A 20256-nucleotide genomic window follows, 5' to 3' on the forward strand; every position below is an offset into this window, starting at 1 on the left:
CTTTTTTATTTATTCAATAGCAATTTACTCTAATAGCACAGCTTTAATCGAGCCACTTCTAAATTAATTTCTTTTATCATTTTATAATGTTCACGCTCAGCTTGAGTCGGGACAATTAATCGCCCTTGTTCAAAGCGAAACTCGCCGATGCCATGAATATGAATTTTTCCGTTAAATAGTCGACTAATATGTTTAGCAATCATGCTCGGTGCATAGTGCTTAAAAAATCGCATCACGTTATCCTTTAGTGATTAATATTACATTACAAATGTGTTTGATTTGTTTTAGGCTATTATAAAGCAGAAAAGATGACGTTGATGTTACAAAATTAGGATAGAGTGATGATAAAGACATTTTTTGTATTTTTATCGTCTTAAATTTGATCTTTATTCGATATTAAACACTAAATTACTATTAGTTTTTATCATTTAACTTACTTAATTGCTGGGTAATGCATCAGTGCTGCTGTCGTTATTTGTCTTATGACAATAAAAAAAGCCCGAAATAAATTCGGGCAAACAGTCACAGATGCACTTCCAATATATATAGGTATATTGGATAAATTGTTTGGAGTTAAACAATTTATGCATTCTTTTGTAATAAAAGAACACATAAACAAGATAGCTAATGCGATACATTAATGCTACTTATTCATAAAAAATAAATAACAATTCACACTTAAATTAGGAGTTATGCGCTGTATATCAACTAATAAATGTAATTATGTAAATTAATCTTAGTCTCAATACAGTAATAGGCGACTTACCTTCGTTATATTTATAACGTTATTATTTTACGAAATGACCTATTTATCATCCAAAGAGTACGGTAACGTATCTTTTTTCCAGATAACTTCTTGATGTTTAAATTTTGTATCTTCTTCCAGATCATTTGGAAGAATAGCTAAGGCTACTGTATAGCCATCATCATAGCGGAATGCAGATACAATTGTGCCTCCTTTACGCCAATTATCCCCAACGCTACGCTCAATTGTATCGCCAGCAGCAGGAGCTAGTTCTGATTGACCTGATAATAGGTACATTGCACGTTTATTCATACCACGATACTTTGCTCTTGCTATCGTTTCTTGACCAGTGTAACACCCTTTTTTAAAGCTAATTCCATCAATGGCCTGTAAGTTCATAGCTTGAGGGATATGATCGTTGCTTAAAGAGGCGTCTAGTTGAGGATAACCTTGTTTGATATTATAAAGAGACCATAATGAATCATCACACAGTACAGCTTGGGTTAAGGTACTAAATACAGCATCTTTCTGTTCTGAGGTCGAAACAAGTAACCACTGTAGATCTGAAATTTTTACAAAAGTACCAAATTGAGAAACTCTCACATCTCCTTGGTTTTCTGTATTTTCATTAATCCATGTTTGTGCATCTTGACCAGTAAAGCCAAGTAAAATGTCATCACTAATAGTGATATCTACTTTAGAAAATACAGCATATTTTTTGATTTCAGTTAATTCGGTTTCAATAGCACTTTTACGCTGAAATAGAGCGTAACCATCGTTATGATGAAAGAGATTAAAGATACTCCATAGCTTACCTTTTGCATCACAGTGACCACCAAAAGTTACCTCATCTTGAGCTAAAGCTACGACATCACAGGTAACTTGGCCGTGTAAGTAAGATTTTTTGTCGTTACCGACTATGGTAATTAATGCCCAATTTTCGAGTTTAGAAATAGCGAAATTTGGTAATGTGTCATCTTTTTTTATTGATAATGCTGGAAATTCAGTACTCATCAGAAAATTCTTATAGTTAGTTAAGTTATCCCTTTATAGTAAATGTCTGCATTTTAAATGTCAGTAAAAAGAAACAAGTAGTTTTATGTCTCATCTTCTTAATATTGTGACTTTAGATCATGGTTGTCATTGAAATAGGCTGATAAACTCAGAGCCAGTTATTTCTATATTTTACGTTAGGGGACTGTATGTACAGTGTCGAAGAAAAAGCACGAGTAAAGTGGGCTTGCCGCCGTGGGATGCTGGAATTAGATGTTGTAATCATGCCATTTTTTGATGAACGTTTTGAAGATCTTACAGAAGCTGAACAGCAGAGTTTTGTCTCATTATTAGAGAGTGATGATCCTGATTTGTTTACGTGGATTATGGGACATGGACGCAGTGATAACCTGGCTCATGCTTCTATAGTAGATAAGATAGTTGAGCACAACCTCAGTAAACTTCGTTAAAATAACGCTTAGTTTTTCTCATATCGCCTATCTCATTCTATATGGTAGTTATTTCTACTTGGGGTGGGTGATAGTTTTAATTAATACACTCCCGTTTCCTCTCATTCCTCTTCTATTTTATTTTCTATACCAACATTGCGCCTTACTTTATCATCAATTATTAGATCAACAGGGTAGCTATACTTTTGTTAAAAGAGAGTCTGATGATCACCGTGATTGGGTTGTTATTCGGGTTTTGTTGGATAAGTAAAAGTGTCTGTATTCTTCAGGCAAAAAATGTGTATACAAAGAAATACTTTTATTTATTCGGGGATATGATGAGTATAAATAAGCAGCATCAACTTGCTGTGTTGCTAAGGTAATACCAATTCAGCTAACGAAATCAGTAAAAATGAATAGGGAATGATTGGAATTGACCTTAGCTTATGGAAGCAAGAAATACATACCCCACGATAGAGTGTAGGGTATGTAATTTAATATTAACTAAAGTTTTGAGGGACTAAAATAGTCGGCCCTGACTCTTCCAAAGATTCTGGGTAGTCAAGCGTGTAATGCAAGCCACAGCTCTCTTTACGTTCCATCGCACATCGCACCATCAACTCAGATACATCAAGCAGATTTCGCAGTTCGATCAAGTTATTAGAAACGCGGAAATTACTGTAGTAATCATGGGTTTCTTGTTTCAATAGTTGAATTCGGCGAAGTGCTCGCTCTAGACGCTTATCAGTACGAACGATTCCCATGTAATCCCACATAAACAAGCGTAATTCATGCCAGTTATGCTGAATTACCACTTCTTCATCTGAACATTCAACTTGGCTCTCATCCCAAACGGGTAATGATGGTGGTAGCTCACGATTATTCATGTCTTTAATAATGTGTTCTGCTGCAGACCATGCATAAACAACGCATTCTAACAATGAGTTAGATGCTAAACGGTTTGCTCCATGAAGTCCCGTATAGCTCACCTCACCAATCGCAAATAAACCATCAATGTCGGTTTGACCTTGTTTATCAACCATAACACCGCCACAAGTATAGTGAGCAGCAGGTACAATTGGGATAGGTTCTTTAGTCATATCAATACCAAATGAAAGCAGTTTTTCATTAATGGTAGGGAAGTGGTGATGAATGAAATCTTCAGGTTTATGGCTGATGTCTAAATACATGCAGTCAGCACCTAAACGTTTCATTTCAAAGTCGATAGCACGAGCCACGACATCACGAGGAGCAAGTTCTCCGCGCTCATCAAAATCAGGCATAAAACGTGTACCGTCAGGGCGACGCAAATAAGCGCCTTCGCCGCGTAGAGCTTCGGTCATTAGGAAATTACGAGCATCAGGATGGAATAAGCACGTAGGGTGAAACTGATTAAATTCTAAGTTAGCCACACGACAACCAGCACGCCAAGCCATTGCAATGCCATCTCCTGAAGATACATCAGGGTTAGAGGTATACTGGTAAACCTTAGAAGCACCACCGGTTGCTAACACAACAAATTTAGCACGAACCGTTTCTACGTGCTCAGCATCGCGGTTCCAAATATAAGCCCCAACGACTTTATCTGCTTCTCCACCAACTTTATCTTCAGTGATTAAGTCCAGCGCATTGTGGCGTTCAAAAATAGTAATATTAGGATGGTTTAGGACGTTGTCTTGTAGCGAGTTCTGCATCGCTTTGCCCGTTGCATCTGCAGCATGCAGAATACGACGGTGACTATGACCACCTTCGCGAGTTAAATGAAATTTTGGATCGGTAGTGTCGGTTTCTTTTTCATCATCGTGATCAAAAGGAACACCGCCATCGATTAACCATTGAACGCAATGCTTGGCATTCTCAGCAATAAAGGTGACAACATCTTTGTCACAGATATGTGCACCAGCTACAAGCGTATCATCGACATGAGATTCTACGGTATCACTTTCATCAAATACGGCAGCAATGCCACCTTGAGCGTAGTAGGTAGAGCCTTCATTACGAGGGCCTTTACTTAAAACGATCACCTTTCCATGTGGTGCGACTCTAAGTGCAAGTGAAAGACCAGCAGCACCACTGCCTATGACTAAAACGTCACAACTGTGTTCATTGGTTATGTTCATATATTCATCATTATCCTGTGATTATCCGAGTATTTTATCAGAATCTCGACAATAGCGTCACTTTTTGAGATGGAATCTTAAATATCAAGAATAGAAAATAGAAAATGAGAGGATAAAAGAAGGTAAAAAAACAGTATTAATCAATCATTGAACTATTAAATTGATAAAAAAATGTAATAATAAAGGAACTTTCTAAAGATTAGAAACTCATACATAGTGCTCAAGTTAATTGTGGTATAGCTAAAATATTTAGCTATTGCGTAATGTAAACTTAATGCGCATCTAAGAAGAATAACATGGGAGTACCCGCTCCAATGAGTGAGCAGTTAACAGATCAAGTTTTAATTGAGCGTGTTCAACGTGGTGATAAACAAGCCTTTAACCATTTGGTGGTTAAGTATCAAAATAAAGTGTGTAGCCTTGTTGCCCGTTATGTAAAAAACAGTGGTGATGTTCCTGATGTGGCGCAAGAAGCGTTTATCAAAGCATATCGTGCGTTACCAACCTTTCGAGGAGATAGTGCATTTTATACTTGGTTGTATCGCATTGCAGTTAATACTGCGAAGAACTACCTTGTTGCTCAAGGGCGTAGGCCTCCAGCATCGGATGTTGATGCTGAGGATGCAGAATATTATGAAGGGGCAAGTGCTTTAAAAGAAGTCACCAACCCTGAGAATTTATCATTAACTGAAGAATTACGACAAATCGTATTCTCTACTATTGATGGTTTACCTGAAGATTTGAAAACAGCGATAACATTGCGAGAGCTCGAAGGCTTAAGTTATGAAGATATTGCTGTTGTAATGGAGTGTCCGGTTGGTACGGTTCGTTCTCGTATTTTCCGTGCTCGTGAAGTTGTTGAGAAAAAGATTCAACCGCTAATGCAGCGTTAATTATTTCCAACGGTCAAACGGTGAAGACAATGACTGATAAAGAACAAATTTCAGCGTTTATAGATAATGAAGAGATGGACAATGCGTTCATTGAATCACTTTCACAACCTGAAAACGCAGAAACCTGGGAAAATTACCATTTAATTGGTGATGTACTGAGGGGTGAAACGCCAGTCAGCAAAGATTGGAATATTGCTGGCAACGTTGCTCTTGCTCTTGAGAATGAGCCAGTTCATCAAATGAATGATACTGTGACAGAGTTTATGCCTTCACAGCCAACACCAAGTGAAGCGAAGAAAACACTACCAAGCTGGCTAACTCAATTTAGCCAAGTAGCTATGGCCGCGTGTTTTTCTTTAGTGGTTATTGTTGGGGTTCAGAAATACAATGGTGCCGATCCAAGTGTTATCCCTTCAAGTGGTGATATACAAGTTTTAGATACCATACCTTTTAGTGGAACGGCAGAACCAGTAAGTTTAACTCGTGATTCATTAGCGAATAAAACATCAACGGAAGCAAATGTAATGGAACAGCGTAAGCGTATTAATGCAATGCTGCAAGATTATGAATTGCAACTTCGTTTGAATGCGCACGATGGCTCAATTGATCGCGATTTATTAGAGCAAAATACAACATTGGCAGAATAATGAAACGTATCCTGATCAGCTTTATCGCTTTGGTCAGCTTCTTTCCAATAATGGCCTCAGCAGATGAACAGTCGTCTGCTGAGGCTTTGTTGCATCAAATGGGAGAGGCAAACCACCAATTAAACTATGAACTTTCTTATATATTAGTAAAGAAAAGTGGTATAGAACCTTTTATGTATCGCCATTCTCATGCTGATAATATGACACTCTCTCATCTTGTTTACTTAAGTGGCTCAATGCGAGAAGTGATACGTCGTAATGAAGAAATTACGTATTTAGAGCAAGGAAATGAACCATTTTCGATTCAATCTGAATCCATTGTCGCCCCTGTGATCCCTTTATTACATAAAGATGTTGTTCAACTTAAGCAATATTATGATTTTGTATCAATGGGAAGAGCAAGAGAGGCGGGTTCACCAACACAAGTTGTACGTATCGTCTCTAAAGATGGTAATCGTTATTCTTATATTGTCTGGATTGATGAGCGCAGTAAATTACCATTACGTACCGATTTAATGAATCGTGACGGGGATATTATTGAACAATATCGTGTAGTCTCATATACAGTAAATGATCAAATCGCAGATTATATGAATAAACGTTTGGGTGATGTCGAGCTACCTAAAGTTATGCCGAATGCGCCGGCTGCCGAAGATAAAGCAACTTGGAGTGTTAATTGGCTACCTAACGGATTTAAAAAAGTTTATTTCAATCGTTATCGTCTAGCAATGAATCAACGTGCTGTTGAGAGCCAAATGTATTCTGATGGATTATTTAATTTTGCAGTCTATATTTCAGAAGCCGATAAACTAAGCCATTCAGATCAATCTATTCGCCAAGGTAGACGTTCACTTTATAGTTATATTAATGGTGATTATGAGATAAGTGTTGTTGGAGATATACCTGCTATTACAGCGAAACGTATTTCTGAATCGGTTACTTTTAGCACCTTAAAATCAAAAAGCGAGGAGCAGTAGTCGTAATGATGACAGCATTAGCTACGGTGTTAGATATTCAAGATGATATTATTGTGGTTGGTTGCCAACAACAAACCAGCTGTAATCATTGCTCATCGAAAGACTCATGTGGAACGGGTATCGTTTCTAAAGTTTTACCGGGAAAAGTGCATCACTGGGCTTTTCATACAGATAAGAAACTGGCGGTAGGGCAAATGGTTGAAATTGGATTACCAGAGAAGAATTTATTGCAATCTGCCGCTATTGTTTATCTTGTGCCTTTGCTATTTCTTTTGTTTGGTGCGCTGCTTTCTGAATGGTTAGTTTCACCATTTATTGGTATCGGTGAAGTTACTACTATTATCATCGCCGCTTTTTCATCATGGGTAGGATATTTTATTGCGAAAGCCCTTTCCCAACGAATTGAGCTGAACACAGAACAACAAGTTAGCTTGATTCGAGTCCTTGGTGAGCCGATTTCTGACACTATCTCAGTAAATGCAGCAGGATAAGATAGCGACTTGCGAGGAAATTGGGTAGAATCCCATTACTTGATCTCACGATCCAATCCCATTAACTAATTGAGTTTGTCACGTCATTCATGAAGCATATTCGTAATTTTTCTATTATTGCCCATATCGATCACGGTAAATCTACACTATCTGACCGCCTTATCCAAGTTTGTGGTGGCCTGTCAGACCGTGAAATGGCAGCACAAGTTCTTGATTCAATGGATCTTGAACGTGAACGCGGTATCACCATTAAAGCACAGAGTGTAACTCTAGACTATACGGCGAAAGATGGTGAAACCTATCAACTAAACTTTATCGATACACCAGGGCACGTTGACTTCTCATACGAAGTATCACGTTCACTTGCCGCTTGTGAAGGCGCATTATTGGTAGTCGATGCCGGCCAAGGTGTTGAAGCACAAACATTAGCAAACTGTTACACCGCAATTGAAATGGATTTAGAAGTAGTCCCAATCTTAAATAAGATTGATTTACCAGCAGCTGATCCAGAGCGTGTAGCAGAAGAAATTGAAGAAATCGTTGGCATTGACGCGATGGAAGCAACGCGCTGTTCAGCGAAAACAGGTTTAGGTGTTGATGAAGTTCTAGAAACTATCGTTAAATCAGTTCCTGCTCCAGAAGGGGATCCTGACGGTCCAACACAAGCGCTTATTATCGATTCATGGTTTGATAACTACTTAGGTGTTGTTTCTTTAGTTCGAATTAAAAATGGTTCACTGAAGAAAAATGACAAAATCAAAGTAATGAGCACAGGACAAGTTTGGGGTATTGACCGCATTGGTATCTTTACACCAAAACAAATTGATACTGATGGATTAAATACCGGTGAAGTAGGCTGGGTTGTTTGTGGTATTAAAGACATCTTAGGCGCACCTGTAGGTGATACGCTGACACACGCTAAAGGCGGTTGTGAAGAGCGTTTACCTGGTTTCAAAAAAGTAAAACCGCAGGTATACGCGGGTCTGTTCCCTGTATCTTCTGATGATTACGAAAACTTCCGTGATGCGTTAGGTAAATTAAGTCTAAATGATGCATCGCTTTTCTATGAACCAGAAAGTTCAGCAGCACTTGGTTTTGGTTTCCGTTGTGGCTTCCTTGGAATGCTACATATGGAGATTATCCAGGAGCGTTTAGAGCGTGAATATGACCTTGACCTAATTACAACAGCGCCAACGGTTGTTTATGAAGTAGTATTGAATAATGGTGATTTACTGTATGTAGATAGCCCATCAAAATTACCAGCAACAAACGACTTACAAGAAATTCGTGAACCTATCGCACGCTGTAATATCTTAGTTCCTGCTGAATACTTAGGTAATGTGATTACATTATGTGTTGAAAAACGCGGTATTCAAGTTGATATGGTATATCACGGCAACCAAGTTGCGCTGACATATGATGTTCCTATGTCAGAAGTAGTACTAGATTTCTTCGACCGTTTGAAGTCAACTTCTCGTGGCTACGCGTCACTGGATTACAACTTCCAACGTTATGAAGTGTCAAACATGGTTCGTGTGGATGTATTAATCAATGGTGACAGAGTTGATGCATTAGCGATCATTACTCACCATGATAATGCACAAAGCCGTGGTCGTTTATTGGTTGAGAAGATGAAAGAGTTCATCCCTCGTCAAATGTTTGATATTGCGATTCAAGCGGCGATCGGAGCTCACATTATTGCGCGCTCAACGGTGAAGCAATTACGTAAAAACGTAATCGCAAAATGTTATGGTGGCGATATTAGCCGTAAGAAAAAACTGTTGAAGAAGCAAAAAGATGGTAAGAAACGTATGAAGCAGATTGGTAATGTTGAATTACCTCAAGAAGCTTTCCTTGCGATTCTTCATATAGGTAAAGATTAATTTATAACACCTGATTTTTCAGAGTGACGTAAATTAAGCTTTATTACAGTTCAAAGAAAGCGATGATCAATGGTCTTCGCTTTCTTTGTTATGCAACACTTAATAACTTAAGGGAATGTAATGGCTAACACTTTTTCACTTATTTTAGTTCTGGTAACACTGTTTACAGGGGTTATTTGGGCTATTGATAAATTCGTCTTGGCACCAAAGCGTAAGCAAAAAATTGCAGCAGCTCGTGAGCAAGCGAATGGACAAGTTGATGAAGCGACACTTGTAAAAGTTGCTCCTCAACCGGCATGGATAGAACAATCGGTTTCTATTTTTCCAGTGATTGGCCTTGTTTTAGTGTTGCGCTCATTTATTTATGAGCCGTTCCAGATCCCATCCGGTTCGATGATGCCGACTCTTTTAGTCGGGGATTTTATCTTGGTCGAAAAATTCTCTTATGGAGTTAAAGACCCTGTTTGGCGTACGCAGTTAGTAGAAACTGGAAAACCAGAGCGTGGTGATATTGTTGTTTTTAAATTTCCACCACAGCCAAGTGTCGACTATATTAAACGTGTAGTTGGTAAACCTGGCGATACTGTTGTTTATAGTTCTTCAAAGCAGTTATGTGTTAAGCCAAAAGGCGAGAGCAAGTGTAATATCATCCCGTTAACGAACATGAAAGACAGTGAATTCACGCCAGATCGTACTAACTTAGTTCAATATACTGAACAGTTAGCAAAAGAGACAACGCATGATATTCTGGTTAACCCGATGAGAGTTGATCGTGTTTCTAACTACCAACCTCGACCTGGTTATAACGAGTGGGTTGTTCCAGAGGGGAATTACTTTGTGATGGGCGATAATCGTGACAACAGTGCCGACAGCCGTTATTGGGGCTTTGTCCCAGAAGCGAACTTAGTGGGTAAAGCGGTCGGGATCTGGATCAGCTTTGAATTTGAACGTGGTAGCGATAGTGTGCTGCCTTCCTTTATTCCTACTGGTGTGCGTTTTAACCGCATCGGTGGCATAGACTGATTAAGATTATGAATTCTTCATTACAACGCTTAGAAAAGAAAATTGGTTACCAATTTAAAGACGAAGGTTTTTTAAAGCTGGCGCTGACTCACCGTAGTGCAAACAGCATTCACAACGAACGCTTAGAGTTTCTTGGCGATTCGATCTTGAGTTTTGTTGTTGCTGATGAGCTGTATCATCGATTCCCTAAAGTGGACGAAGGTGATATGAGTCGTATGCGTGCAACCTTAGTTCGTGGGCATACGTTAGCTGAGTTAGGCCGTGAGTTCCAACTGGGTGATTACCTATTTTTAGGCCCTGGTGAATTGAAAAGTGGTGGCTTCCGTCGTGATTCTATTTTAGCGGATGCGGTAGAAGCGATCATTGGTGGCATCTACCTAGATAGCGACACTGAAGTTATACGTGGGATTATTTTAGCGTGGTACAAGACTCGTTTAGATTCAATTGAACCGGGTGTATCACAAAAAGATCCAAAGACACGTCTTCAAGAGTACCTACAAGGTCGTCGTAAGCCGTTACCAACGTACACAGTAACAAAAATTAAAGGTGAAGCTCATAACCAAGAGTTCACTATTGAATGTATCGTGGCAGGCTTGGATAAGCCTGTTATCGGCAAAGGAAGTAGCCGCCGCAAGGCAGAACAGTCGGCTGCTGACATAGCATTAGGGCAAGTAAATTAATGTCAGATGACAAAGAATTCGATCTAGATGCGTACTTCTCATCAGAAGCTAAAACAGAATCTAGCGACAACCAACACTGTGGTTTTATTGCTATCGTTGGTCGTCCAAACGTAGGTAAATCAACACTTCTTAACCAAATTTTGGGGCAGAAGATTTCGATTACATCACGTAAACCTCAAACGACTCGTCACCGTATTATGGGTGTTGATACGGATGGGGATTATCAAGCGATTTATATTGATACTCCAGGTCTTCATATTGAAGAAAAACGAGCGATTAACCGTTTAATGAACCGTGCTGCAAACTCATCGTTAAGCGATGTTAACTTGGTTCTATTTATGGTTGATGGTACGCACTGGACACCTGATGATGAAATGGTATTGAATAAGCTGAGAAAAGCAGAATTCCCTACGGTTTTATTGGTGAATAAAGTAGATAACGTTAAAGATAAAAATGACGTTATGGCGCACCTTCAAACCATGACAGAAAAAATGGATTTTGTTGACGTTGTGCCAATTTCAGCTAAATCAGGCTCTAATATTGATGTTGTTCAGAAATTAGTTCGTCAGTATTTGCCAAAAGCAGTACATCACTTCCCTGAAGAGTATGTAACCGATCGTTCTCAACGTTTCATGGCGTCTGAAATTATTCGTGAAAAGCTAATGCGTTTTACGGGTGAAGAATTGCCATATTCAGTAACCGTTGAAATTGAACGTTTTGATTACAATCCTAAGATGGATGGTTTCCATATTAACGGTCTTATTCTTGTTGAGCGTTTAGGTCAAAAGAAAATGGTTGTTGGTAAGAATGGCGAGAAGATCAAGGTTATTGGTCGTGAAGCTCGTATTGATATGGAAGGCTTGTTTGACCGTAAAGTGTATTTAGAGCTTTGGGTTAAAGTTAAATCTGGTTGGGCTGATGATGAGCGAGCACTTCGTTCTCTAGGTTACATCGACGATTTATAATTTCTAGAAACTAGAAACTATAAGATCTAGAACAAGATCCCGAATAACTTAATCAAATTAATTTAAGTTGTTTGGGATTTTTTATTATAGCGAAATACATTTTTATAGTATCTAGAAGCGAAGCGTTTATAGTTAGCGAAGCGCATAGTGCATTCTTTTTTATAGGTAAGAAACGTGGAAGAAGGCTTACAACGTTGTTTTGTCCTGCACCGTAGACCATATAGTGAAAGCAGTCTAATTTTAGACGTGTTTAGCGAAGAATATGGTCGTTTATCTATCATCTCTAAAGGTGCGCGAAGTAAGCGATCTAATCTAAAAGGTGTATTGCAAGCGTTTACCCCATTACTTATGAAATGGTCAGGTAAAGGTTCGATGCGAACACTGCGTCAGGCTGAAAGTATCAGTTTGGCTATTCCTCTTACTGGCATTAATCTCTATTCAGCCATGTATATCAATGAACTGTTGGTGCGTGTGATTGAACAAGAAACCCCATATCCAGCTCTTTTTTTAGATTATCTCACCGCGTTAACTGAGTTAGCACAAACCAAAAATCCAGAACCTGCTTTGCGTCGTTTTGAATTAGCTTTATTATCTTCACTGGGCTATGGCGTCGATTTGTTACATTGTGCTGGTAGTGGTGAAATGGTTTCCCCAGAAATGACCTATCGTTATCGTGAGCAACAAGGTTTTATGGCATCCATTCGTCATGATCCCTTAATGAGTTTTAAAGGGAATGAATTGATTGCCATCAGTGAGCGACGATTTGTGACACTAGAGCAATTAAAAGCGGCAAAACGCTTTACACGCATAGCCTTAAAGCCGTATCTTGGCGGCAAGCCCCTAAAAAGTAGGGAACTGTTTCTTCCAAGAACAAGGAGTATTCTAAAATGAGTTCAATTTTACTTGGCGTTAATATCGATCACGTAGCCACCCTTAGAAATGCAAGAGGAACTAAATACCCAGATCCTGTTCATGCTGCTGAAATTGCAGAGCGTGCTGGTGCTGCGGGTATTACGATTCACCTGCGTGAAGACCGTCGTCATATTAATGATCGTGATGTACGTATTCTGCGTGAAACGCTACAAACGCGAATGAACTTGGAAATGGCAGTGACGGATGAAATGGTTGGTATTGCACTTGAAACACAACCTGAATTTGTTTGCTTAGTACCAGAGAAGCGTGAAGAGTTAACGACAGAAGGTGGGTTAAATGTCTTAGGTCAGCTTGAGAAAGTGAAGGCTGCAACGACAAAACTCTCTGATGCTGGCATTAAAGTGTCCTTATTTATCGATGCAGATAAAGAGCAAATTGATGCCGCGGTTGAATGTGGTGCGCCATATATTGAACTCCATACTGGTGCTTACGCTGATGCAAAAACAGAAGAAGCACAGCAAGATGAGCTGAAAAAAATTGCAGCAGGCGCAAGTTATGCTGCATCTAAAGGCCTAATTGTTAATGCTGGTCATGGCTTGACGTATCATAACGTTGAAGCGATTGCGGCTCTGCCAGAAATCTATGAATTAAACATCGGCCACTCTATTATGGGACGTGCGGTGTTTGATGGTTTAGAAAAAGCCGTCGCGGATATGCACCGTATTATGCTTGGTGCTCGTAAGTAATGGCAATTGTTGGTCTAGGGACTGATATTGCTGAAATAGAAAGGGTTGAGAAAGCCCTTTCTCGTTCAGGAGATGCGTTCGCTGAGCGCATCTTAAGTTCATCTGAATTTAGTAAATATCAATCATTAAAGCAAAAAGGACGTTTCTTAGCTAAGCGTTTTGCAGCAAAAGAAGCTGCTTCTAAAGCGTTAGGCACCGGTATTGCACACGGTGTTACCTTTCATGATTTTACTATCTCAAATGATGAGAATGGTAAACCGCTATTAACACTCTCAGGTAAGGCTCTCGAGCTTTCTCAATCATTCCAAATATCTCATACTCATCTAACCATTTCTGATGAAAGGCATTACGCTGTCGCCACCGTTATCTTTGAATCTTAATTTAAGAGTATCTAAGACTGTTTATTTCGTATTAACTCCTGTACCATTGATGGTATAACATTCGGTTTGTTAATTATAAATCAAGCGTAGAGTTATAAAAGAGAACAGTTGTGACGAAAATACTTCCTATTTTATTACCAATATTCAGTTGTTTATTTTCATTTTCTGCTCAATCAGAAAGTGAGGTAAGTAATTGGACATTTTCAGGGTTTGGCACACTTGGCTATACCTATGACGATACTGAGCAAATTGGCTATATTCGAGACTATTCTCAAACACTCGATATAGATCAAACCTCTTCATTCCAAACTGACTCCCAAATAGGAGCGCAGTTGTCTTATCGATCGTCCCCTTACTGGAGCACGATGGTTCAAGTTGTTCTTGCTGATGAAGTAGATTATGAACTAAGTGATTCGCTTGAATGGGCTTACTTAGCTCTGCATCCTATTTCAAATGTAGATATTCGATTTGGTCGAATGGGACTAGATCTTTTTGCTTTGTCAGATACTAGACGTATTGATTATGCTCATTTATGGGCTAGACCGCCAAGTGAAGTATATAGCTGGGTGCCTATTTACTCTGTAGATGGTATTGATGCTGCTTATTACTTTGAAACAGAAAGTACCTATTGGCGGATTAAAGCCCAATATGGGAAAAGTCATTCTAAATCAGAAATGAGTGCGGGTGAGACGGTTTATGAATTTGAAGGTGATGACCTTCTTGCATTAAGTTTGACTGCAGATAGAAATGATTGGAGCTTTAGAACAACCTTAGCTGCTGTCACTGTTGGCTCTGATTTACCAGAACAAGCAATGCAGCTGCAATTTGTCCTTGAAGAGATAGAACATTCAGATATAGGACTTTTACCCGCTAGAATTCGTGAACTAGCAGGTGCATTAAGTGACGAATTGAAGATTAAAGGGGAGCAAATTAAATATGCACAAATTAGTGTGCAATTTGATAATTATGATTGGTTATTACTCTCTGAGTTGACGTATAGCGATGCTGATATATCTATAATGCCAAGTGGCTTAGGTGGATATTTAACCTTTGGTAAGCGGATTTCAACTTTTACTCCATATATTAATTATTCTTTTTTCAAGCCTAAAAATGAATTTTATAATGAAGAGTACCTTTGGGAAGGAAAGGCGCCTCAATTAACGACATTATTTCAAACTACTACTTTTATAATTAACTCAGGGCGTATAGAGCAAGATACGATTACTCTTGGTACTCGTTGGGATTTTCATCAACAAGCAGCACTGAATTTACAGTGGGATCACGTCTCAATTGCATCAGCAGGCTCTGCGATGTGGGCGGGCGCTGGTGGTGACCTTTACCAAAGCCAGGATGTAAACCTTTTTTCTGCTTCTATTAGCTTTGTATTTTAGGTGTAGTAATGAAGAAAATGTTATTTTTGTTGTTAACCTATATTGCTCTAGTGCCCTCAAGCTTTGCGGATATTTATGTGGTAGCCCATAAGGAAGCACAAATTGAACACTTATCAAAAGATGAAGTTACTGCTTTGTTTTTAGGTAAGAAACGAACGCTGCCTAATGGTGAACTGGCTTTTATGATCGACCGAGGATTAGACTCTACGACTCGCTCAGAGTTTTTTTATCTGTTGAACAAAATGTCACTACCTAGGGTTAATGCTTACTGGTCGCGTCTTACTTTTTCTGGGCGAATGATACCACCGACAGTTATTGAACAAGAGGCAGAGATGCTTGTCTTGTTATCCGAAAAAAATAATGCAATTAGCTATACAAATCAAAAGCCTACAGATTCAGACGTTAGTATTATTTTAAGTTTAAAATAGAGATAAATCATGAATAAGTCCCTAACATAACGATTAATTGTTACTTTGTTAATTTCAGCATTGATTTATATGGTAGCGATTGCAGGCGCGTTGATTGAGTTTGGTATTAAAAAGGCGAAAGATAACGCTTTAATCCAACAAGAAAAACTAGTGACGACAGTAAGGGCATCTGCTTCTATTGCAGCTTATGTCGAAAATGAAGAAATAGCAGAAGAGGTCGGTAGCTCTCTGCTTCTACACCCTGAGATATTAGCAGTAAAAATTACTTCGAATGAAAGTTTTAACTATGTAAAACAAAGGGACATCGGTCTAGGTGCTATTAACTGGGAACAGAGTGGCTACCAATATATTCTATTATCACCTGTTAATAACTTATCTATCGGCAGTATTTCAATTATTTTAAATGAAGAGTTATTGAATCAAAATGCAATTGATGTGGTAGAAGCACAAATAAAGTTATTAGTATTTCAAACGATTATTCTTTTGATTGTTATGTTAATTGCAATTAAAAAAGTGGTGGGAACACCATTGAAGAGGGTAGCAGCACAATTAGCTACTATTCGTCCAGGAGAAGAGACAAAACTCACGCTGGATGAGCAGCATCAAAATGATGAAATAGGTCTTGTTACTTCGAGTGTGAATCAATTTGTAGAGAGTGCGACCTCTGCTATTCATACAGAGAGAGCATTACGTGAAAAAATTAGCTTGATGGAAAAGCATTATCGTAATGTATTAGAGAAAGCTCAGATTGGCTTTTTTGTATTAAATGAAAAAACAGAACTCTTAAAAGGAAATGATGTTCTTTTTGAAAGCTTAGAATGTCATTTATTACTCAGCAAAGAAGATATACTCGGTCAGTGTTTATTTGATAGCTTTCTAAAAGATTCTACTCTTGGTAATAAATTAGCTAAGAAAGCAAAGTTAACACAAGAGCCAATCAGTCAAGAGTTTGTGATTGAACCAATATTAGGAGAGCCGGTTTGGATTCAATTATTAATATCGGCTTATCAAGATAGTACGACACTTGAATGGTATTATGAAGGTGTTATTTATAACGTAACGGACCGAGTAATAAAAGAGCAGCAAGCATTGAATCTTGCTCAGTTAGATACATTAACTGGTTTAAAAAACCGCTTAGGTTGTGCTGATTTCCTTTTAAAATCTAAACCGGGAAATGAAGACAAAGTTTTAGCGGTAATGGTTCTAGATTTAGATGGATTCAAAACTGTTAATGATACTTTTGGCCATGCTGCTGGTGATGAAGTGTTATGTATTATTGCTCAGCGTCTAAAAAATCAAGTAAGACAGAATAAAGATCTTGTTAGCCGTTTAGGTGGAGATGAATTTGCAGTATTAATCAGCTGTGATCAGAAAAGTACTAACTTGGTTGAATACATAGCTCAAAAGTTAATAGATACCGTCTCGAAGCCTATTGTCCTGAAACAGGGTGCAATGGTGAATGTAGGAGTGAGTATTGGTATTGCTTTTGATGTTACTGGAGAGTTTGATGTTTGCTTATCTTTAGCCGATGAAGCCATGTATCAAGTGAAAAAAGATGGAAAAAATGGTTACCGTTTATATCGAGCTAGCTAACTATTATCTGAACAACTACGTTTTAGAGTTAAGTAATTGATCAGATAATAGGTGGTATTGGTATTATTAAATTAGTTTTTGAGCATCTTTAGTTACTTTCTCCATCTCATCCTGAAGTTCAAATAGTTCAGGCTCTATATCTTCAATTGACTGCTCTTGTCGTAGAGCGGTTTCAATTAAATTACATAGTTGCTTTAATCGAGGTACGCCACAATACGAGCTACTGCCATGTAATTTATGTATATAGTGACAAAGCTCTTCAGGTGATGAGCTCCCTTCAAGCGCTTTTTCAATCCAACCGTCAACTTCAGGAATAAACTCCACTAGCATTTGAAGCATCTCTTTAGCGAGATCATCTTTTCCTGCAGATTGCTTTAATGCGGCCTCCCAATCAATACTACCGTTTTTATCATTACTTGCTTCTTCAACATGTAGCTCAGGGATAGCATCAGCTAAGATCTCGATTTTTTCTACATCAGTCGTATCGGTTAATGGGCTCCAATGAATGATCACTTGTTGAAGTACATGTTCTTCAATTGGTTTAGTTAAGTAGTCATCCATCCCTTCAGTAATAAGCCTCTCTCGTTCACCTGCCATGGCGTGCGCTGTTACCGCAACTACAGGCGTTTGTGCATTTAAGACAGTTTTTCGGATCTCTTTACATGCCATAACACCGTCCATTTTTGGCATTTGAATATCCATTAAAATAATATCAAATTTCTGTTCGGTGGCTTGTTGTACAGCATCTAGACCATTCTTACAGGTGACAACACTTTCAACTTGCTCATGCAGTAACGCTGAAATCAATTTGAGATTAGCTGGGTTGTCATCAACAGCCATAACCTTGATTGGCAAACGATGTGGGGTGTCATGAGAGGCCATAAGATCAGGAAGAGTGAGTATTTGCTCTTCTTGTTTTTGAACTAATAATGCATCTAGTAGTTTTTTCTTCGCAAATGGTTTTGATAAACAGGTGATATTTGGTAGTTGATTTAACTTCTCGGTTAATGCCAATTCAGTACTTGGCAAGCCAATAACAATGGTCGGGCAGTGAGGTGCTAGTTTATCTGAAATGACTTTTAATGATTCAGCACTTGGCTTGGAATTAGAGCTTAAGCTGATTAGGGCGTAGTCATGAGGTTCTATATTGTCAGGTAGTGTTGAACGATAGGTAACAAAGACACCGTGGTGGATAAATTGTTGCTGTAAGATAGATGCTGATTGCATATTCGGTTCAATCAGTAGTAGTTTTTTCTTATCGAGTTGCTGAACATCTCGCTCATCAATCATAGGTAACTCAGTTTGGCTCATTTTAATTGTAAACCAGAAAGTAGAACCTTGATGTAAGCGACTGCTTAAACCAATTTCGCCGCCCATTTGAGCAACTAATTTTTGCGTGATAACTAAGCCTAAACCTGTACCGCCATAGCGTCGAGAAATGCTCGCATCTGCTTGGCTGAAGGCTTGGAACAGTTGTGCTTGTTGGCGTTCAGAGATACCAATACCAGTGTCACGAACAACAAATTGAAGGTCTACCGTATCATCATGTAAATGCTTTAATTCTACCGAGATGTCGATGTTGCCCTTTTCAGTGAATTTAATTGAGTTACCAACTAGGTTGTTTAAGACCTGTTGAATTCGAAGTGGGTCACCAATTAGCCCTGACGGAACACGTTGGTCAATTTTAAGCGTAATTTCTAAGCCTTTTTCATGTGCACTTGTTGCAAGTAGGCTGACTACTTCATCCAGAGAGTCTTGGAAATTAAATGGAAGATTTTCAAGCAGTAATTTACCGGCTTCTAGTTTCGAGAAATCAAGAATGTCATTAATAATCGTTAATAAGTTATTGGCTGAACGTTCGATGGTTTGTAAGTAGTCTTTTTGATGTTCTGAGAGGGATGTTTTTAGCATTTGACGTGTAAAACCGATCACGCCATTAAGTGGTGTTCTTAGCTCGTGCGACATATTGGCTAAGAATTCAGATTTAACCCGAGCCGCTTCTTGAGCTCGCTTTTTCGCAATGTCTAATTCTACGTTTTGGATTTCTAATTGCTCTAAGGTTTCACGTAGATCAGAGGTTGCTTGATCGATACTTTGTTGCATCTCAACATGATATTCAGACAAGGAAATAGCCATCGCATTGATGCCATTTTTAAGGGTGTCTAGCTCACCATGCAATTTATTCTCAATACGCACATTTAGGTGACCACGACGAATACGGTCAACCACGCTTACCATGTGTGAAATAGGTTGGGTTACATCTTGCATCAAGCGATATGCAAATACGCCAGATAAACTTAATCCTAAAATTAAAACAATTAAGGCTGAGAATATTTCTTGATATTGCTGCAATCGTAAACTGGATAAATCTAATTCAATAGCAATATAACCTAAGGGTTCATTAATATAAGAAGAATCAAAATTAGATGAGAACTGCCCTTCTGGAAGGATAGGCGTTCTTAAGATTAATGATTCTTCTTGAAATGAAATATCAAGTAATAGAGGGATGGGCTTATCTTTAGGAAATGTTAAGCTTTCAAAATTAGGATGGAAATTAGAGGTTACAAAAAGTTCATGCTTTTCATCAAATACAGCAATACTACGAACAATTTTAGAATGTTTTCGATGTGCGTAGCTTATAAGTCGACGAACGGCTTCTCGGTTTTTCCCCGTCATTCCATACTCACTCGAAATAGCTAGTGGTTCAATAATGCTTGTTCCACTAGAAATGAGCTGCGCTTCTAAATCATTGTATCGGTTCATGGTAAAGAAACCACTGAGTAGTAAACCGATGATTAATGTTGGCGCTAGGGTAAGGGTGATGACTCGAGCGCGTAAACCGTATTTTGTCATATTGATTCGTTCTGATTGACTTCCTTGAGCGCGTAGCTTAATCAAGTTGAGAGGTAAGCTCAATTACTCTGTGCTTAAATCGTAAGCTGAAACGTAAATGAATCTTTAATCAACGCTACATCTTGG

19 protein-coding genes are annotated in these 20256 nt (G+C 38.6%); 15 read left to right on the plus strand and 4 right to left on the minus strand.

The annotated features are described in order from the left end of the window. Window positions 1-29 precede the first annotated feature (29 nt). Both ACU5DF_RS21535 and ygfZ read right to left on the minus strand, forming a co-directional pair. Window positions 30-233, minus strand: a complete 204-nt coding sequence (locus ACU5DF_RS21535; RefSeq protein ID WP_045102821.1) for a stringent response modulator YtfK — start codon at window positions 231-233, stop codon at window positions 30-32. A 572-nt stretch (window positions 234-805) separates the two neighbouring features. Then, complete coding sequence (gene ygfZ, locus ACU5DF_RS21540; RefSeq protein ID WP_446714291.1) at window positions 806-1762, minus strand: tRNA-modifying protein YgfZ; 957 nt, start codon at window positions 1760-1762, stop codon at window positions 806-808. A 185-nt stretch (window positions 1763-1947) separates the two neighbouring features. Here ygfZ and ACU5DF_RS21545 point away from each other — a divergent pair, with 185 nt between their 5' ends. After that, the gene (locus ACU5DF_RS21545) at window positions 1948-2208 is read left to right on the plus strand and encodes an FAD assembly factor SdhE (RefSeq protein ID WP_045102819.1); all 261 of its coding nucleotides are present in this window, start codon (window positions 1948-1950) and stop codon (window positions 2206-2208) included. Between the two features lie 479 nt (window positions 2209-2687). Here ACU5DF_RS21545 and nadB read toward each other — a convergent pair whose 3' ends face one another. Then, window positions 2688-4307 carry an L-aspartate oxidase gene (gene nadB / locus ACU5DF_RS21550; protein WP_045102818.1) on the minus strand — a complete coding sequence of 540 codons (1620 nt, stop codon included), beginning with the start codon at window positions 4305-4307 and terminating at the stop codon, window positions 2688-2690. A 314-nt stretch (window positions 4308-4621) separates the two neighbouring features. Here nadB and rpoE point away from each other — a divergent pair, with 314 nt between their 5' ends. From rpoE to ACU5DF_RS21620, 14 genes are all read left to right on the plus strand, one after another. Further along, complete coding sequence (gene rpoE, locus ACU5DF_RS21555) at window positions 4622-5200, plus strand: RNA polymerase sigma factor RpoE (protein ID WP_045103352.1); 579 nt, start codon at window positions 4622-4624, stop codon at window positions 5198-5200. 29 nt (window positions 5201-5229) lie between these two features. Then, window positions 5230-5847, plus strand: a complete 618-nt coding sequence (locus ACU5DF_RS21560; RefSeq protein WP_446714122.1) for an RseA family anti-sigma factor — start codon at window positions 5230-5232, stop codon at window positions 5845-5847. Continuing rightward, entirely contained in the window at window positions 5847-6824 is a 978-nt protein-coding gene (rseB, locus tag ACU5DF_RS21565; protein WP_446714123.1) for a sigma-E factor regulatory protein RseB, read from the plus strand. The genes ACU5DF_RS21560 and rseB overlap by 1 nt, the downstream gene beginning before the upstream one ends. 5 nt (window positions 6825-6829) lie before the next feature. After that, window positions 6830-7315: a SoxR reducing system RseC family protein gene (locus ACU5DF_RS21570; protein WP_446714124.1), complete on the plus strand. Its 486-nt coding sequence runs from the start codon at window positions 6830-6832 to the stop codon at window positions 7313-7315. 89 nt (window positions 7316-7404) lie between these two features. Beyond that, a complete protein-coding gene (lepA, locus tag ACU5DF_RS21575; protein ID WP_045102814.1) occupies window positions 7405-9198 on the plus strand; it encodes a translation elongation factor 4 in 1794 nt (597 codons plus the stop codon). Window positions 9199-9318: 120 nt separating this feature from the next. Beyond that, on the plus strand, window positions 9319-10221 hold the full coding sequence (gene lepB, locus ACU5DF_RS21580; RefSeq protein ID WP_045102813.1) for a signal peptidase I: 903 nt from the start codon (window positions 9319-9321) through the stop codon (window positions 10219-10221). 8 nt (window positions 10222-10229) lie between these two features. After that, window positions 10230-10901 (plus strand): ribonuclease III, encoded by a 672-nt coding sequence (gene rnc / locus ACU5DF_RS21585; RefSeq protein WP_045102812.1) that lies wholly within the window; start codon window positions 10230-10232, stop codon window positions 10899-10901. Further along, on the plus strand, window positions 10901-11866 hold the full coding sequence (gene era, locus ACU5DF_RS21590) for a GTPase Era (protein ID WP_446714125.1): 966 nt from the start codon (window positions 10901-10903) through the stop codon (window positions 11864-11866). The genes rnc and era overlap by 1 nt, the downstream gene beginning before the upstream one ends. A gap of 174 nt (window positions 11867-12040) precedes the next feature. Then, on the plus strand, window positions 12041-12757 hold the full coding sequence (gene recO / locus ACU5DF_RS21595; RefSeq protein ID WP_446714126.1) for a DNA repair protein RecO: 717 nt from the start codon (window positions 12041-12043) through the stop codon (window positions 12755-12757). Continuing rightward, complete coding sequence (gene pdxJ, locus ACU5DF_RS21600) at window positions 12754-13485, plus strand: pyridoxine 5'-phosphate synthase (RefSeq protein ID WP_045102809.1); 732 nt, start codon at window positions 12754-12756, stop codon at window positions 13483-13485. Before recO ends, pdxJ begins: the two co-directional genes overlap by 4 nt. Next, the gene (acpS, locus tag ACU5DF_RS21605; protein ID WP_045102808.1) at window positions 13485-13865 is read left to right on the plus strand and encodes a holo-ACP synthase; all 381 of its coding nucleotides are present in this window, start codon (window positions 13485-13487) and stop codon (window positions 13863-13865) included. Before pdxJ ends, acpS begins: the two co-directional genes overlap by 1 nt. Window positions 13866-13975: 110 nt before the next feature. Continuing rightward, window positions 13976-15256, plus strand: coding sequence for a hypothetical protein (locus tag ACU5DF_RS21610; protein WP_446714127.1), 1281 nt, complete (start codon window positions 13976-13978; stop codon window positions 15254-15256). Window positions 15257-15264: 8 nt separating this feature from the next. Beyond that, window positions 15265-15684: a hypothetical protein gene (locus ACU5DF_RS21615; protein ID WP_446714128.1), complete on the plus strand. Its 420-nt coding sequence runs from the start codon at window positions 15265-15267 to the stop codon at window positions 15682-15684. 69 nt (window positions 15685-15753) lie between these two features. Further along, complete coding sequence (locus ACU5DF_RS21620) at window positions 15754-17277, plus strand: diguanylate cyclase domain-containing protein (RefSeq protein WP_446714129.1); 1524 nt, start codon at window positions 15754-15756, stop codon at window positions 17275-17277. A gap of 66 nt (window positions 17278-17343) precedes the next feature. On the opposite strand, the gene barA is transcribed toward ACU5DF_RS21620, so the two are convergent. Further along, the gene (gene barA, locus ACU5DF_RS21625) at window positions 17344-20130 is read right to left on the minus strand and encodes a two-component sensor histidine kinase BarA (protein ID WP_446714130.1); all 2787 of its coding nucleotides are present in this window, start codon (window positions 20128-20130) and stop codon (window positions 17344-17346) included. Window positions 20131-20256 lie beyond the last annotated feature (126 nt).

It is taken from the genome of Aliivibrio wodanis (assembly GCF_052920805.1).

What these genes read in the sequence shown, in the direction of transcription:
- nadB (WP_045102818.1), bottom strand. Translation starts at nt 4,307, where the DNA reads ATGAACATAACCAATGAACACAGTTGTGACGTTTTAGTCATAGGCAGT.
- ACU5DF_RS21620 (WP_446714129.1), top strand. Translation starts at nt 15,754, where the DNA reads ATGGTAGCGATTGCAGGCGCGTTGATTGAGTTTGGTATTAAAAAGGCG.
- rseB (WP_446714123.1), top strand. Translation starts at nt 5,847, where the DNA reads ATGAAACGTATCCTGATCAGCTTTATCGCTTTGGTCAGCTTCTTTCCA.
- rpoE (WP_045103352.1), top strand. Translation starts at nt 4,622, where the DNA reads ATGAGTGAGCAGTTAACAGATCAAGTTTTAATTGAGCGTGTTCAACGT.
- lepB (WP_045102813.1), top strand. Translation starts at nt 9,319, where the DNA reads ATGGCTAACACTTTTTCACTTATTTTAGTTCTGGTAACACTGTTTACA.
- pdxJ (WP_045102809.1), top strand. Translation starts at nt 12,754, where the DNA reads ATGAGTTCAATTTTACTTGGCGTTAATATCGATCACGTAGCCACCCTT.
- barA (WP_446714130.1), bottom strand. Translation starts at nt 20,130, where the DNA reads ATGACAAAATACGGTTTACGCGCTCGAGTCATCACCCTTACCCTAGCG.
- era (WP_446714125.1), top strand. Translation starts at nt 10,901, where the DNA reads ATGTCAGATGACAAAGAATTCGATCTAGATGCGTACTTCTCATCAGAA.
- ACU5DF_RS21535 (WP_045102821.1), bottom strand. Translation starts at nt 233, where the DNA reads ATGCGATTTTTTAAGCACTATGCACCGAGCATGATTGCTAAACATATT.
- rnc (WP_045102812.1), top strand. Translation starts at nt 10,230, where the DNA reads ATGAATTCTTCATTACAACGCTTAGAAAAGAAAATTGGTTACCAATTT.
- acpS (WP_045102808.1), top strand. Translation starts at nt 13,485, where the DNA reads ATGGCAATTGTTGGTCTAGGGACTGATATTGCTGAAATAGAAAGGGTT.
- ACU5DF_RS21545 (WP_045102819.1), top strand. Translation starts at nt 1,948, where the DNA reads ATGTACAGTGTCGAAGAAAAAGCACGAGTAAAGTGGGCTTGCCGCCGT.
- ACU5DF_RS21560 (WP_446714122.1), top strand. Translation starts at nt 5,230, where the DNA reads ATGACTGATAAAGAACAAATTTCAGCGTTTATAGATAATGAAGAGATG.
- ACU5DF_RS21615 (WP_446714128.1), top strand. Translation starts at nt 15,265, where the DNA reads ATGAAGAAAATGTTATTTTTGTTGTTAACCTATATTGCTCTAGTGCCC.
- ACU5DF_RS21570 (WP_446714124.1), top strand. Translation starts at nt 6,830, where the DNA reads ATGATGACAGCATTAGCTACGGTGTTAGATATTCAAGATGATATTATT.
- lepA (WP_045102814.1), top strand. Translation starts at nt 7,405, where the DNA reads ATGAAGCATATTCGTAATTTTTCTATTATTGCCCATATCGATCACGGT.